The sequence below is a fragment of the Nocardioides sp. B129/18 genome (assembly GCF_055282735.1).
The window spans coordinates 75264-89906 of record NZ_JBUZJI010000007.1 but is presented as its reverse complement, the minus strand read 5'-3'; the positions used below and the strand labels follow the sequence as shown (position 1 = coordinate 89906).

The following is a 14643-nucleotide window of genomic DNA, read 5'->3' as shown; positions in this document are numbered from 1 at the left end:
TCTGACACCTGTGGACAACCACGGATGACAAGCACCTGCGGAAACACGTCAGCGAGAGATGGCGGCCGGCTCGACCCCCGTGACACGGCGCCCCGCGGGGTCTCTGACCAACTCCTGTGCCCGTCGCAGGGCGGCCGCAGCACGTTCTCGGTCGGCCCGCTGGGTGATGCCCTCAGGCGCCGTCCCCAGCGGGTGGGCTCCGTTGATGTCGTAGCGGTCACGGTAGGCGGCGACGATGCGGACCTGATCCCGCCAGGCGGGCAAAGCAGCCGCGTCGTGGGGCGGACGGCTCGCTGCCGAGACCCAAGGCTCACGGTCCTTGATGGCACGCTCGACCAGTCCGGTGGCACGGGCTTCCAACAGCTCACGGCGCTCGTCGAGCGCTCGGCGGTGCTCGGCCGTCATCGGTCCGGATGCAGCCGGGATCAACCCGACGACCATGTCAGGTTCTGCGCGGCGGCGGCCGATCCGCTTTGGTCGTGCGATGACGTGGTGGAGGCGGCTGATCAGCACTGCACCGATGTCGTGGGCGTCAGCGAGTCCGCGGCTGGCGACGACCCGCGGGAGGACCGTGTTGAGGTTGTAGCCGTTGGCTTCGGCGCGACGGAACTCCGCGGTCAGTGGCGCGAAGGAGTCGGAGGTGAGGAGTCGTTCGACGTCGGCCTCATCCAGCCCGATGTGGTGGACCAGCTTCGTCCAGCGGTCGCGTTGGACGTCGGCGGCGATGGTCTCGTACTCGGCGGCCAACTGGGCGATGGAGGACCAGTGTTCGTGCTCCGCTTCGATCATCTGGTGCGCCGACAGTTCAGCACCGGAGTGCTTGAGGATGCCGTACAGCACGGTCCGTGCAGTGACCTCGCCGTCCTGCGGCGGGGTGTGGGTGTCGTCCGGGTCGTCGAGTGCGACGTAGACCGTGTTCGATCGACGGCCGCGGGTCATCGACACGTAGAGGTTCTCCCGGTTGGTACGCCCGGAGGCGACGATATGGGCGGTGTCGACCGTCATGCCCTGGGCCCGGTGGGCGGTAGTGGCGTAGCCGAGGTCGACGCTCTCGGCGACGTACGCTGCGGGTAGCACCACAGCCCCCGAGGTTTTCCGATCAAGACGGGTAGCCAGGACGGAACCATCAGGCAGGACGTCGGTGATTCGCCAGCGGTCGCCGTTGCGGACCCACCCACCGCGCAGCGACCGCAGATGGCGCTGGTTGCGGCGGGTAATGATCAGATCCCCAACCGAAGCACGGTTGCCGTCAGCCAGAGCGACCTCGCGGCCGGCTTCGGTTTCACCGGCAAGGATCCGCTCCGCCCGAGCCTGCTGGTTGAGTCGGGTGACGGTGGCCGTGGCTTCGGTGACCAGCACACTAGATAGTCCGGCCTGGACGTCGGTGCGCCAGGCGTCGTATGCGGCGTCGGTCATCTCGTCGGTGCCGCCACTGTGGACGCGGTCGTGGTGGAGGTAGGTGCCGATCACGTCGGTGTCCCCCACCCGCAACGCAGCGGTGGCGGTGGCTTCCCAGTCGTGGTCGAAGCGGAGGATCTCCACCAGTTCGGGCGTGTCGTCACGGGCGGCGGCCAGCATCGAGAACGCACCGCCGGCGTCAACGGATTGCAGTTGGGCCCAGTCCCCCACCAACAGCACCTTCCCCCCAGCGTCCACGGCCAGACCGGTAATCCGGTCCAGCGTGTGCGTGCCCGCCAGTGTGGCTTCGTCGATGATCACCAACTGACCACGGGTGAACTGGGCCCGGCCGTGATCATGCTCGTGGAGCCACTTTGCGGTGTTGTCACACACGATGCCTAGGTCGTCGGCCAGCACCTGTGCTGCGGCGGCCGAGGGCGCCAGACCGACGACCGATCCGGGCCCATGGCTCGTGGTCCACGCGGCGTGCAGGGCACGCATGGCGGTGGTCTTCCCCGCGCCCGCCGGACCGACCAGCAGGTCGACCTGGCGACCGGAAGTGGCGATCTGGGCCAGCGCGTTCGCTTGCCGCTTGGACAGGTGATGTCCGAGGACGTCGCGGCTGGTGGCCGCTTCGACCGCGGCCAGGTCGGCTGCGGGTGCGGCGGGGGTGTTGGCGCGGACCAAGAGCCGGTCCTCGGCCGCGAGCAGGTCGGCGGAACTGAACACCGCCGACTGGCGGGGCCGGAATCGACTCGAACCGTCCGACCAACGGAACGCTTCCGGGCTGGCCTCGAGTTCGGGTGGGGTGAGGCGGATAGATGCGCCGGTGGCTGCGTCGACGATCAGCGCGACGGCTGCCTCCCGGTCGCGGGGTGTGGCGAAGCGCCACTCCATCGTCTGCCTTGATGCCTCGGCCCACAGGTTCCAGTGACGCCAGGTCGATCGCTTCTCCCCCACCACTGCCACAACCTGCCGCCCGACCTCAACGACGACGTCGAGTGGCACGTCCTGAACGTGCAAACCCGCGCTGCCTCTTCGGGCAATAACCGAGTGCGCCCAGCCAGTCGGATCCGCGCCCAGCAGACCTTGGGCTCGGTCACGCCACCCCGTCGTCAACTCAGCCAGTGAGTGCAGTTCCTTCTCGGGGCGGGTCGCGATTGTCGCCGTCGCTCGCAGTTCGATGATCGTCTTCGCCGATGGTCGCCGACCATACTCAGCGACGTACTCCTCAATCAGTCGGTCGGTCTCGATGTCGACGTGGCGGGAGCGGTTCGAGAACTCCGCGATCAGGTCTTCGCTGACACCGGTGATCTCCAGGGCCTGGTTGCGGTCGGCGCCGCGGTCGCGGCGGTCCCAGGTGATGCCAAGGCGTCGGGTCAGTAGGTCGGCCAGGACCGCGTTGTAGTGCTCGGAGATCGCGACCACGCTGCGGTGGATCGGGATCGAGTCGAGGCTGCGCCACTTCTGGTCGTAGACGGTGCGGACCTTGTTGGAGAGGACCACGTGGGTGTGCAGTTGCGGGTCACCACAGCGTGAGTCCCAGTGGTCGTATGCCGTCGCCGCCACACCGGCGACCTCGTGCTGGGCGACGGCGCCGTTGCGGGCATTAGCACCCGCCCGCGTGACAGCGACCTCGCGCTCGAAGAACTCCAACACCTCGGCTACGGCGTCGTGGTGCGCCTGCACGAGCTGCGTCTGCAGGTCAGCGTCCGCGAGCCCCCACAGCACCGAAACTGACTTGGGGACACTGAAGGTCAGGTCGAAGCCGGACACCGCGGTCTTCGGCCCCCGGGCTTCTTCCTCGTGGGTGATTCGGGCGACCGCGTCCGCTCGCTTCTCCGCCGTCAACGCGGCGTCGAGCCCTGCGATGCGCTGGTCGATCCGCTCCTGGATCGACGGGTACGTCGGATAGCCCCGCCCCAGTTGCTTGCCGGTGATCGGGTCGTGGCCGTGGACGAGGAGCAGTTCGAGTTGTGACGGCGTGACCTCCGCTCCAGGTGTCAGTTGGCCTGCGCCGAACTCGCGGACGCCGGAGCCCAACCAGACGCCGGGCGGGGTACCGGCCTCGGCGTAGTACCGCGTCATCGGCGTACGCAACGCCCGGTTGCCGTCGCCCACGACGACACTCTTGAGCAGGTAGTCGCACCCGTGCCCGGGGCTCATCTTCCGCAGCGAAACCGTCACGCGCACCTCCTCGAAACCAAGGTGCGCCGGGTGTTCCACCTCGCTGTGCCAGAGGTGTGACCGGATTGAGCGGTGGGGGCCGCTCAGCAGTCGATTTCGAGTGAGTGCGGCCGGTGGGCGGTGGCTGTGCACCTGGTCCTTGAAGTGCACAGAGGAGGACTAAATGTTGCGCAGATCACATTTGACTGGCTCAATGGTGGGAGGCGGTGAGCTCGGTGCGACCGCTATCGGGGCGCCGTCTGCTGCTCTCTCGGGAACTTCCCGCGGGGGCGGATGGACTCGGCCATGACGAAATTCTCCGGAACGTTCTCGGTCGCGACGGCAGTATTTCTGCTCGCCGCAATGGCCGCCTGCGGCTCGGACTCCGATGCCGAACCAGCTCCGAAACCAAGCACGAGCGCGTCTTCTCCAAGCAGTGCTCCACCCTCGACGGCGGGTTCCCCAGAAGACTCCGCAGCCACGGCGGCTGTAGTTGCCGTCGGTGACTACTACGCGCTCACCGATCTCTTGCTCCAGGACGACACGGTCTCACTCGATCGTCTGGAGGAGGTCGCGATCAGCACCCAGCTCTCGGCGCAGAAGAACTTCCTGACCACCGAACGAGCTGCCGGAACCCAGCAGCACGGTGACACGAAGCTCGTCGAGACCAAGGTGCAGTCGGTCAGCTTGGACAACTCGGATCCGAAGGCCGGCCGCGTCCCCTCGGTGACGATCGACGTCTGTTGGGACGTCAGTGCCGTCGACGTCGTGGATGCCTCCGGCAAGTCGATGGTTCCCGCTGACCGGCCTGATCGCGGATGGACTCGACTGACCGTCGCGAACTACACCTGGGACACCGATCCCGACACGGGCTGGCGCGTTGCCGGCGGCGAAGACCTGGAGAAGACTCCGTGCGCCGGGTGAGTACGCGGTTCCTCGCGCTACTGCCCCTCCTCGTCGTGTGCCTGATCGGCATCGCTGCTTCCCCGGCTGCCGCAGATTCCAAGACCGTCTGCCAGCAAACACACCCGACCACCGGCAAGTGCCTGGTGTGGGTGGTCGTCGAGGTGCCGGGCAACGAGAACGTCGACGACGGCCCAAAGGACACGGGCTCGGGCCAGAGTTGCTACTGGGACGGCACGAAGCAGGGCATCAGCAAGCCACCACCGGGACCGGTCCCCTGCACGTCGGAATATGGCTACTGGTCGAACACCTATCGCTGCTACATCCGCCTCCTCGACCCTCAGCCACCCGCCGGCGACCCTGCTTGGGAGGGACACGAGCCCGGCGACGGCGCGGTGTACGACTGCTACCAGCCGCAGGCCCATCTGCTGATCCACATCTGGGCTGACAACCCTCCGGAGAACTCGGGCACGGGGCCGAGCCCGCGCGACGTCGCGCAGTTGGCCATCGACGACATGGCACTACGCGCGATCGACGTCGGCATCACGCCAGAGCCAGGGGCGAACCGGATCGGGTTGGTCGGGATGCCGGTGTGGATGTGGGCGGCAAACCCAGACGACCACACCTACGGGCCGATCACCGCCACCGCCAGCGCAGGTGGGATCACGATCACCGCGACGGCGAACGTGCAGAAGGTGACGTGGCAGATGGGCGACGGGACCACCGTCGAGTGCCGAACGGCAGGGACGCCGTACAAGGCCGCCTACGGCAAGAAATCGTCGCCGGACTGCGGTCACGTCTACACGAAGTCGAGCGCCGGAGAGCCCGGTGGCACCTACACGGTGACGGCGACGTCGTCGTGGGTGATCACGTGGGAGGGCGCCGGTCAGACCGGAACCATCCGTCTCGACGGCCTGCAGAGGTCGGTCGAGATCACCGTCGGAGAGGCACAGGTGCTCGTGGAGTAACGAGCAGCGGCGAGAGGGCAGACGAAGATGAGCAGCACCGCGACACGGTATGAGCGATCGCAGGTTCCCCCTCCGTCCTCTGCCGAGCCACCGTTGCCTCCACCTCCGAAGCTGCGGCGCCGCCCGGCCCTCATCGCTGCCGCAGTGGTGGCGATCTGTCTGGGCGCGATCCTCGGCGGTTGGGCATGGACCGCCACGACCAACACCCAGGAAGTCCTCGCCGCACGTGCCGACATCGAGCGCGGGGCGATCATCGAGGCCGACGACCTGGTCCGGGTCCGGGTCAACAGCGACCCCGCGTTGAAGCCCGTCGGCGCCGGTTCTTTGGAGTCGGCGGTCGGACAGCGAGCCGCCGTCGACATCGCGGCCGGTTCGCTGCTGACGCCGTCGTCGTACGCCGACTCGGTGGTACCCGCCGAGAACCTGTCGGTCGTCGGCGTCGCGCTGACGTCGTCGCAGGCGCCGGGGATGAATCTGCAGACGGGTGATCGGGTGCGGGTGGTCGCGACGCCCGCTGAGGGCAGTGACGCGCCGACCGGGGTTCCCTCGTTCAGCGAGGCAGAGGTGGTCGGCGTTCGAGTCTCTGATGACACCGGCCAGCTCGTCGTAGACCTCCTGGTCCCCCATGCCGAGGCCGCCACACTGGCAGCCCAGATCGCAACCGGGAACGTGGCGATCGTGCTGGACTCCAGGGCGCGGTGAGGACATGGCTGTCATTGCGCTCTGCTCTGCGTCCGGCTCCCCAGGGGTCACGACGACCGCACTCGGGATGGCGTTGCTGTGGCCACGCCCGGTACTGCTGGTCGAAGCCGACGCGACAGGAGGATCTGGGATCTTGGCGGGCTACTTCCGCGGCATCAAGTCCTACGGCCAGGGCCTGGTCGAGCTGGCCCTCTCTGCTGACGACGTGGCCGATCTGCTCCCCCGGATGGCGCAACCGATCGGGTCCTCTACCGCGGCGTTAATCCCCGGTCCACGGGCCCACACTCAGGCACCGGCGCTCACCGGACTGTGGGCGCCCTTGATGACTGCGCTCCAGGATCTCGAAGCCACCGGCCAAGACGTCATCGTCGACTGCGGTCGCCTCGGTCTCGTCGGATGGCCCGAACCTGTGCTCGCCGAGTCAGATCTCTCTTTGATCCTGTGTCGAACGCATCTGCCCGCCATCGCGGCCACCCGATCGTGGGCCGAGACCGTCCAGCGTGGGCATCGGATGTGGGCGAACCCCGGCGTGACGCTCGTGGGCGAGGGCCAGCCGTATTCGGCCAAGGAAGTCAGCAGAGTCCTTGGGCTGCCGGTTCATGCAGTCGTCGCCGACGATCCGCGGTCCGCAGCGGTCTTGCACCGCGGGGTCGCCATCCCTGACCGGTTCGATCGCAGTCCGTTGGTGCGCAGCCTTCAGGCCGCAATCTCCACGATCCACGCCGCAGTAAACGTCCGGCGCAATGGCCTCGGCACGGAGGTGCTCGCCGATGTCCAGTGACCACCTCGTCCGTCCCACCAACGCCGACCCGCGGTTGATCGACCTGCCGCTGTTCGGCCAACCCCTGCCCAGAACCGCCGCTGAGAATCCCCCGCGGCCGCCCGATCCATCGGTTGCTTCGTCGTACGACGACGCGGACGTCGACTGGGGCGTCGTCGCCTCGCTGCGCACCCTCGCCTCGAAGCAACTGAGTCAGGCAGTGAGCGCCGAGTCGTCGCGTCTGGACAAGACAGCGCAGACCGAGCTGGGCCGCGCCATCGTGCTGGATCTGATCGAGTCGACGATGGCCGACCGGGTCAACGCCGGGCGCGGCGCGTGGAGCTCGACAGCCCAAGCGGCGCTGGCCCAAGCGGTGTTCGATTCCCTGTTCCGGCTTGGCCGGCTTCAACCACTGGTCGACGACGACCGGGTCGAGAACATCATCATTGCCGGGCACGACAACGTCATGCTCGAACTCATCGACGGATCTCTCGTCGAGGGACCACCCGTCGCCGACTCCGATGCCGAACTGATCGACTTCCTGGTCTTCCTCGCTTCGCGCAGCGAGGTGAACGCCCGCGGGTTCTCCGAAGCACAACCCCGGCTGCACCTGCGACTTGACGGTGGCTCGCGATTGGCTGCCGCAGCGTGGGTGACGCCCCGACCATCGGTCGTGATCAGACGGCACCGGCTGATGCAGGTGACACTGGACGACCTCGCCGAGCGCGGAATGCTCTCACCCCTGCTGGCCTCGTTCCTGCGTGCAGCTGTCCGTGCCCGCAAGAGCATCGTGGTCTCGGGCCAAGGTGCCGGGAAGACCACGCTGGTGCGTGCGCTATGCAGCGAGATCGATGAGCACGAGGCGATCGGCACCTTCGAGACCGAGTACGAACTCCACCTCAACGAACTCGGCCGTCACAAGATCGTGCATGCCTGGGAAGCACGCCCTGGCTCCGGCGAGCGTGGCGCCGACGGTCGCCTGGCCGGCGAGTTCACCCTCGATGAGGCGCTGATCGATTCGTTCCGGTTCAACCTGTCGCGTCAGATCGTCGGCGAGGTCCGCGGCCGGGAGATCTGGGCGATGATCAAGGCGATGGAGTCCGGGACCGGCTCCATCTCCACCACCCACGCCTCCGATGCCGTTGCGGCGATCAGAAAACTCGTGACGTGCGCGATGGAGGCCGGCCCTCACGTCACCCACGAACTGGCGACGAGCAAGCTCGCCTCGACCATCGACCTGATCGTGCAATTGGATCTCACCACCGAGCGTGCAGCGGATGGGTTCCAGCGGCGCCGCTGCGTGCGTGAAGTGATCGCAGTCGCGCCGGGCGAACGCGAGACCGGCTACGCCACCACGCACCTGTTCTCCCCCGACGCCTCCGGAACCGCGCGGCCCGCGATCCTCCCTGAGGAGTACCGGGCGCTGGCGTCCTGCGGATTCGACCTCGGCAGCTTCCTCAGCGAGCAGCAGGTGTTGTCGTGATCGCCCTGGTGCCGGCCGTCGCGGGAGCGCTGATCGTCGCCGGGATCATCGGGCTGGTTGTCGGCCTGAAACCGGCGCCGGAACGGCCGCCGCGGTCGCATCCGGTTCGGCGCAAGCCGATGAGCGCTGCCACGAAGCGGCTGCTGCTGGTGGGCGTGGTCGGCGGGTGCTTGGCGTGGTTAGCGACGGGTTGGGCTCTCGCGCTGATCGCCGTTCCGCTGGCGTGCGTGGGCGTGCCGATGCTGCTGTCCAACTCCGGCGCTGCGGCAAGGATCGACCGGCTCGAGGCAATGGAGGAGTGGACGCGATCGCTGTCCGGTGTGCTGACTGTCGGCATCGGTCTGGAGCAGGCCCTGGTCGCGACTGAACGGTCATCTCCGAGCGCGATCCGACCGGAGGTTCAGCGACTGGTCGCGCGCTTGCGTTCGCGGTGGAACACCGAGGAGGCGATCCGGGCGTTCGCTGACGAGTTGGATGACGCGACCGGAGATCTGGTGGCTGCGAACCTGATCCTCGCGGCGCGACGCCGGGGCGCTGGACTGGCGCAGGTGCTGGAAAGTCTGGCCGAGTCGGTCTCTGCCGACGTACGTGCTCGACGTCAGATCGAGGCCGACCGCGCCAAACCCCGAGCCACTGCCCGCTGGGTGACGATCATCAGCGTCGGCGTCCTGGTGATCCTTGCGATCTCCGGGACGTACGTCGAGCCGTACCGCAGTCCGCTGGGGCAGGTCATCTTGGTGACGCTGCTGGCTGCGTACGTCGCGACGTTGGTGCGGATGAAGCGAATGGCGATCGGGAAACCGTTGGCACGCTTCCTCGTCGGTGCACCGGGGCCGGTGGGGCGGGCATCGTGATCGCGGGACTGCCCTTGGCAATGGCGGCCGGCGCGCTGCTGATGCTCGGCTGCGTCCTGCTGGTCGCCCGGCTACTGCCGGCTCAGGTGGATCTCGCCGAGGCACTCGGGCGGCTCACCCCGTCCCGGCATACCGATCTGGTTGCCGCCACCGAGTCGACCTCGGGCAAGGAACGCCTCGGCGTGTGGGCGATCCGGGTACTGCCTCCCGGGATGTGGGTGCGCACGCCGACTCGGGAACTGGCGCTGCTGCGGATCCCGCTGGCGAAGTTCTACGGAGACAAGCTCACGTTCGCCGCACTCGGGCTGGTGGCACCGCCCCTGCTCGGCGCCTTCTTCGAGGTCTTGAGCATCGGGCTGCCATTGATGGTGCCAGCGTTCGCCTCAGTCGCGCTGGCGGCGGTGTGCTTCTTCATCCCGAACTACAACGCCGTCGACGACGCGAAGCGAGCGCGGGTGGAGTTCGCGCGGGCGCTCGGTGCCTACATCGACCTGGTTGCTCTGGAGCGCCACAACGGCTCCGGCGTGCGGCAGGCGATGGAGTCCGCTGCCGACGTGGCGGACTCGTGGGTGTTTCGGCGGCTCAGTGAGGAGCTCGGCCGGTCTCGCTGGTCAGGCCTTCCGCCCTGGGATGCATTGCATGCGCTGGCTGAGGAACTTGGGCTGCCTGAGTTGGAGGACTTCGCCGACATCATGCGGCTCTCCGGCGAGGAGGGTGCCGCGGTCTACGGCAACCTGCGTGCTCGTTCCGCCGCGATGCGCACGGCGATGCTCAATGCCGAAGTCGCCCAGGCCAACGCGGTCGGCGAACGGATGACGATCCCCGGCTCCCTGCTCGGAGTCATCTTCATGGCGCTGCTCGTGGCGCCGTCCCTGCTGCGGATGTTCAGCGGCACCTGAATGTCAGAAGGAAGGAAGCAACCATGAAGCGACTGATGACGGCGGTCACGACGCTGATTCTCGTCTGGGAGGACCGCCTGAAACGTGACGAGCGCGGCTCGGTCACCACTGAGCACGTCTTGTGGGCGGTGGCGGTGATCGCCATCGTGGGGATCGTGGTCGCGGCGGTGAAGACCTTTGTCGAGATCCAGGCCGGCAAGATCAACTGACCGACGACGGGATCAGCGTGGTTCGGTCTCGGTCGAACTCGTGATCCTGCTGCCGGCTCTTTTCGCGGTCCTCTTCCTCGGGATGCAGGCCGCGCTCTACTACCACGCCCGAACGGTCGCGATCGCCGCCGCGCAGGAGGGCGCCCGAGCAGCCGGGGCGGAGACCGGGAGCGAATCTCGCGGTGTCGATGCCGCCAACGCCTTCATCGACGACATCGGCAACGACGTCCTCCAACAGGCCGTCGCCCAAGCCGAACGTACGGCGACCACCGCCACCGTGGTCGTTGAGGCCCGCAGCCTCAGCGTGATCCCCGGCTGGAGCCCGGTGATCCGCCAGAGCGCCACCGTCCCCGTCGAGCGGGTGACCGCACCATGAAGCGCCGAGGTGAATGGGGATCTGCTTCGATCGAGGCCGCCATCGCCGTACCGGCCTTCGCTCTGTTCGTGGGGCTCATCATCTTCGGCGGCCGCACCGCCGTCGTGCGTCACTCCGTGGAGTCGGCCGCTGCGGACGCTGCCCGTTCGGCCTCCATCCTGCGCGTCGAGGCCGACGCCAAGAAGGCAGCGAAGGACGCGGCGGTCACCAACCTCGCCAACCAGGGCATCAACTGCTTGCGCGTCGACGTCGATATCGACACCCAGCAGTTCTCCCACGATGTCGGAACGCCAGCACAAGTCGACGTGACCGTGTCGTGCCTTCTCGACCTCTCAGATCTGTCCGTTCCGGGAGTGCCAGGCACCCGGACCATCTCGGCCACGATGACCAGCCCGATCGACACGTGGCGGGAGCGGTCGCCATGACACGACGCCACAACGAACGCGGCTCAATCAGCATCTGGGTCGTCACCGCAACCATCGTGATGATGACGCTGGTCGGCCTGGCCGTCGACCTCGGCGGTCAGGTCCACGCGCAGCAGCGCGCCCACGACGTCGCCGCCCAAGCAGCCCGCGCCGGCGGACAGCAGGTGGAGGCAGCTCCGGCGGTGGAAGGCCGGTACGTCGCCCTCGACACCGCCGCTGCCCGACGCGCCGCCGAGAAGTACCTAGCCGCCGCCGGGGTCGAGGGAACCGTCACGATCACCGGCGGCACCACCCTGGTCGTCCGCGTCACCGACATCTACGAACCGACCTTCCTCTCGATGGTCGGCATCGGGGATCTCACGGTGACCGGTGACGCGTCAGCACGCCTGATCAGAACAACTGGAGGAGTCGAGCGATGAATCGCACCCCGTCCCGTGCCCGAGGCCTTGTTGCCGCCCTCCTGATCCTGGCCGTGCTCGCCGGCGTGCCGGTGCTGCTCGTCGCGCTCGGCGCAACGCCGTGGACCGTCGACCTGGCCGACCTGCGGCTCAGGCTGTTGAGCCCGGACGACGGCAGCGTCGCGCTCATCGTCATCGGTGCTACCGCGTGGATCGCATGGGCTGTGATGGCCTTCTGCCTGCTCACCGAAATCGTCGCTGCCGTTCGTGGTGTGCGCGCGCCACAACTGCGCGGTCTCGGAGCCGGGCAGCAGCTGGCATCCCAGCTGGTTGCTTCGGCCGCGGTTCTGTTCGCCGTCGCACAACCGCTGAGCCTCACCCTCGCCGCTACCCCGGCTCACGCCGACAACATCACTGAGGTCCAGGCCCCGCCTCCTGCTGCATCTCTGGCAGAACCAATTGCCAAAGCGACCATGCCTGCAGTCCTACCCGCGAAGTCCGCTCCTGCGACGGAGTCGTACATCACCCGGGCTCATGACAGCCTGTGGAAGATCGCGGAAGCGCACCTCGGCGACGGCACTCGGTTCACCGAGATCGTCGACCTCAATCCCGACTTGTTCCCCGACGGACCGGGATTCCTCACCGCGGGAACGGTGCTGCAACTACCGGCGAGCGACGCCACCACGGCGGTCGATCCCGAGGACAGTCCCTACGTGGTCGAGCCTGGCGACACATTGTGGGACATCGCCGACGAGGAGCTCGGTGACCCGACCCGCTACGACGAGATCTTCGAGGCCTCTGACGACATCGTCCAACCCGATGGTCGGACATTGACCGATCCCGACCTGATTTACCCGGGCTGGGAACTCGAGATCCCCGACGGCCAGCCGCACGTCGACATGACCCCGCAGGAGACCACACCCGAAGACACCGCTCCGGAACCGGCGGACCCCCTCCCCACCGCACCTCCGGAAGCCACACCCACTCCCCCTCCCATCGACCTCGAAACACCCGCAGACACGGCCGCCGAGGCGCAATCCAACGACGTCGACCAGAGCTCCGGCACACCCACATGGCTGCTACCCGGCCTCACAGGCGCCGGCACCGTCCTCGCAGGATCCCTCTTCCTCGTCCTGCGTGCCCACCGCCGTACCCAACTGCGCTTCCGAAGCCCCGGCGAAGTGATCGAGCCACCTCCCCAGGACCTGGTCGCTGTCGAGAAGACCGCACGCCTCAGCGCCGGCACCGTGCCGCGACTCCAGAACCTCGACCGCCTGCTACGGCACCTCGCCGACGGACTGGAGTTGACTCATCAGCCGCGGCCTCCTCTCCAGTACGTCGAGCTCGCCGACCAGTGTGTGACTCTCCACCTCGCCGAACCGGCCGCGCCACCGCCCGGATGGGGTGGCACGGACGTGGCGTGGACCTTCAAGCTCGAACAGCCGCTCCCCGACCCCGAAAGTCCAGCACCCTGGCCACTGCTGTGCACCATCGGTGCCACCGCCGACGGGCACCTGGTGCTCGCCAACCTGGAAGAACTCGGCATAGTCGCACTCACCGGCGACCAGGAAGCGGCAGCCGCACTCGCACGCTCGATGACCGCCGAACTCACGCTCAGCCCGTGGAGCATGCTCACCGACATCGACACGGTCGGCATCGCGGCCGAGCTCGCCGACCTCGATCCGGTGCGACTCCACCACCACGAGCCCGACGATCTCGGCTTCCTCGACCGACTCAATGCTGACCTTGCGACCCGAGGTGACGACGAGCCGGAGCTGTTCCACGCCGTCATCGCGTGCGACATCGATGCGACCCAGCCGCTGATCCGCGTCATCGCCGACAGCACCGGCCGATTCGGAGCGGCCGTGGTGACCTCAAGCGACACCCCTGTCCCCGATGCTGTCTCGTTCCATCTGACCGGGGACGGCCGCCTGCACATCCAAGGTCTCGGTCTCGACCTCACGAGTGCTGGTCTCACGGCCGCCGAGGCCGCCGCGACCGCAGCCATCGTCGCAGTCACCCGCGACGCTGCACCCGTACCCACGCCTGTCCATGACGCCCAAGAACCAGCATGGCGTGGGGCGACGGACCGCTCGGGAAGCCTCGTGACGGCGTACGCCGACGCCCCGCCCGCAGCGCAGAAGGTCGCGCACACAGTTGACGACACCGCCGATGGTGCGCCCGAACCCGAGACCGTGGAGGAGACCGTCTCCTCCTCGCAACTGGAAGCGGCTGAGGTGCTCGATCCGACGCTCGACGAGGACGTCGCCGCCTGGTTCGACACCGACAGTCGGGTCCCGAAGTTGCACCTACTCGGACCGGTGCGCGCCACTGCACACGGGAACCCAGCTGCGGTCGCGCGCCGCAAGCCTCACTACGTCGAACTCCTCGCCTACCTGGCGCTACACCCCGAAGGGGTCGCCTCCCAGCAAGTCGCTGAGGCGTTCTCCATGAGCAAGGACCGTGTTCGCATCGACATCGGCGTCGTCCGCAAGTGGCTCGGCGACAACCCGCGCACCGGCCGCCCCTACCTACCGCCCGCAGCTCAATCTCGCGCAGCCAGCGAAGCGGGGGTCTGGACCTATCAAGTCGACGACGTGCTCGTCGACGCCGACCTGTTCCGACGCCTTCGAGCCCGCGGCCAAGCCTGCGGCGACGACGGCCAGGAGGACTTCCACACCGCTCTCCGACTTGTTGACGGTCCCCCGTTCTCCGACCTACGCGAAACCGGCTGGAGTTGGCTACTCGACGCCGAGTCGCGTGACGACGAGATCCTGGCCTGCGCGATCGTCGACGTCGCGCATGAGGTTGCCGCCACCGCACTCCGAGACAACGACGTGGACCGAGCTACCGAGGCGGTCTCAACTGCGACGCTGGCCTCGCCCTACGACGAGATCGCTCGGGTCGACCGGGCTGCGGTACTCGTGGCCCAAGGACACGAGGACGCCGCCCGAGAGTTCCTTGCGTCAGCAGTACATAACCGGAGCGATGATCAGCTCGGACCCGTAGAAGTTCCGCCCACCGTCGCTGCCGTTCGCCATCAGGGGCGCCGCAAATAGCTGGGCCGCAGTGCCAGGACTGGCACCGTTCCAGCCTCACCGG

The 14643-nt window shown here is 67.7% G+C and carries 13 protein-coding genes; 12 read left to right on the top strand and 1 reads right to left on the bottom strand.

Going from position 1 to position 14643, the window contains the following annotated elements; all coding sequences use genetic code 11:
* Nucleotides 1–48 precede the first annotated feature (48 nt).
* Nucleotides 49–3735 carry a MobF family relaxase gene (gene mobF / locus ACZDWJ_RS07335; RefSeq protein WP_463520276.1) on the bottom strand — a complete coding sequence of 1229 codons (3687 nt, stop codon included), beginning with the start codon at nucleotides 3733–3735 and terminating at the stop codon, nucleotides 49–51.
* A gap of 135 nt (nucleotides 3736–3870) precedes the next feature.
* Between mobF and ACZDWJ_RS07330 the strand changes: the two genes are divergently transcribed.
* From ACZDWJ_RS07330 to ACZDWJ_RS07275, 12 genes are all read left to right on the top strand, one after another.
* Nucleotides 3871–4488 carry a hypothetical protein gene (locus ACZDWJ_RS07330; RefSeq protein ID WP_463520275.1) on the top strand — a complete coding sequence of 206 codons (618 nt, stop codon included), beginning with the start codon at nucleotides 3871–3873 and terminating at the stop codon, nucleotides 4486–4488.
* Entirely contained in the window at nucleotides 4476–5435 is a 960-nt protein-coding gene (locus ACZDWJ_RS07325) for a hypothetical protein (RefSeq protein ID WP_463520274.1), read from the top strand. The genes ACZDWJ_RS07330 and ACZDWJ_RS07325 overlap by 13 nt, the downstream gene beginning before the upstream one ends.
* 27 nt (nucleotides 5436–5462) lie before the next feature.
* A complete protein-coding gene (locus ACZDWJ_RS07320; RefSeq protein WP_463520273.1) occupies nucleotides 5463–6137 on the top strand; it encodes an SAF domain-containing protein in 675 nt (224 codons plus the stop codon).
* 133 nt (nucleotides 6138–6270) lie between these two features.
* Nucleotides 6271–6918 carry a P-loop NTPase family protein gene (locus ACZDWJ_RS07315; RefSeq protein WP_463520272.1) on the top strand — a complete coding sequence of 216 codons (648 nt, stop codon included), beginning with the start codon at nucleotides 6271–6273 and terminating at the stop codon, nucleotides 6916–6918.
* Complete coding sequence (locus ACZDWJ_RS07310; RefSeq protein ID WP_463520271.1) at nucleotides 6908–8380, top strand: CpaF family protein; 1473 nt, start codon at nucleotides 6908–6910, stop codon at nucleotides 8378–8380. Before ACZDWJ_RS07315 ends, ACZDWJ_RS07310 begins: the two co-directional genes overlap by 11 nt.
* On the top strand, nucleotides 8377–9234 hold the full coding sequence (locus tag ACZDWJ_RS07305; RefSeq protein ID WP_463520270.1) for a type II secretion system F family protein: 858 nt from the start codon (nucleotides 8377–8379) through the stop codon (nucleotides 9232–9234). Before ACZDWJ_RS07310 ends, ACZDWJ_RS07305 begins: the two co-directional genes overlap by 4 nt.
* Nucleotides 9231–10133, top strand: coding sequence for a type II secretion system F family protein (locus ACZDWJ_RS07300; RefSeq protein WP_463520269.1), 903 nt, complete (start codon nucleotides 9231–9233; stop codon nucleotides 10131–10133). Before ACZDWJ_RS07305 ends, ACZDWJ_RS07300 begins: the two co-directional genes overlap by 4 nt.
* A gap of 23 nt (nucleotides 10134–10156) precedes the next feature.
* Nucleotides 10157–10342 carry a hypothetical protein gene (locus ACZDWJ_RS07295; protein ID WP_463520268.1) on the top strand — a complete coding sequence of 62 codons (186 nt, stop codon included), beginning with the start codon at nucleotides 10157–10159 and terminating at the stop codon, nucleotides 10340–10342.
* Entirely contained in the window at nucleotides 10311–10718 is a 408-nt protein-coding gene (locus tag ACZDWJ_RS07290) for a TadE family protein (RefSeq protein ID WP_463520267.1), read from the top strand. The genes ACZDWJ_RS07295 and ACZDWJ_RS07290 overlap by 32 nt, the downstream gene beginning before the upstream one ends.
* Nucleotides 10715–11143 carry a TadE family protein gene (locus ACZDWJ_RS07285; protein ID WP_463520266.1) on the top strand — a complete coding sequence of 143 codons (429 nt, stop codon included), beginning with the start codon at nucleotides 10715–10717 and terminating at the stop codon, nucleotides 11141–11143. The genes ACZDWJ_RS07290 and ACZDWJ_RS07285 overlap by 4 nt, the downstream gene beginning before the upstream one ends.
* Nucleotides 11140–11562 carry a pilus assembly protein TadG-related protein gene (locus ACZDWJ_RS07280; RefSeq protein WP_463520265.1) on the top strand — a complete coding sequence of 141 codons (423 nt, stop codon included), beginning with the start codon at nucleotides 11140–11142 and terminating at the stop codon, nucleotides 11560–11562. The genes ACZDWJ_RS07285 and ACZDWJ_RS07280 overlap by 4 nt, the downstream gene beginning before the upstream one ends.
* Nucleotides 11559–14600, top strand: coding sequence for a LysM peptidoglycan-binding domain-containing protein (locus ACZDWJ_RS07275; protein ID WP_463520264.1), 3042 nt, complete (start codon nucleotides 11559–11561; stop codon nucleotides 14598–14600). Before ACZDWJ_RS07280 ends, ACZDWJ_RS07275 begins: the two co-directional genes overlap by 4 nt.
* The last annotated feature ends 43 nt before the right edge of the window (nucleotides 14601–14643 follow it).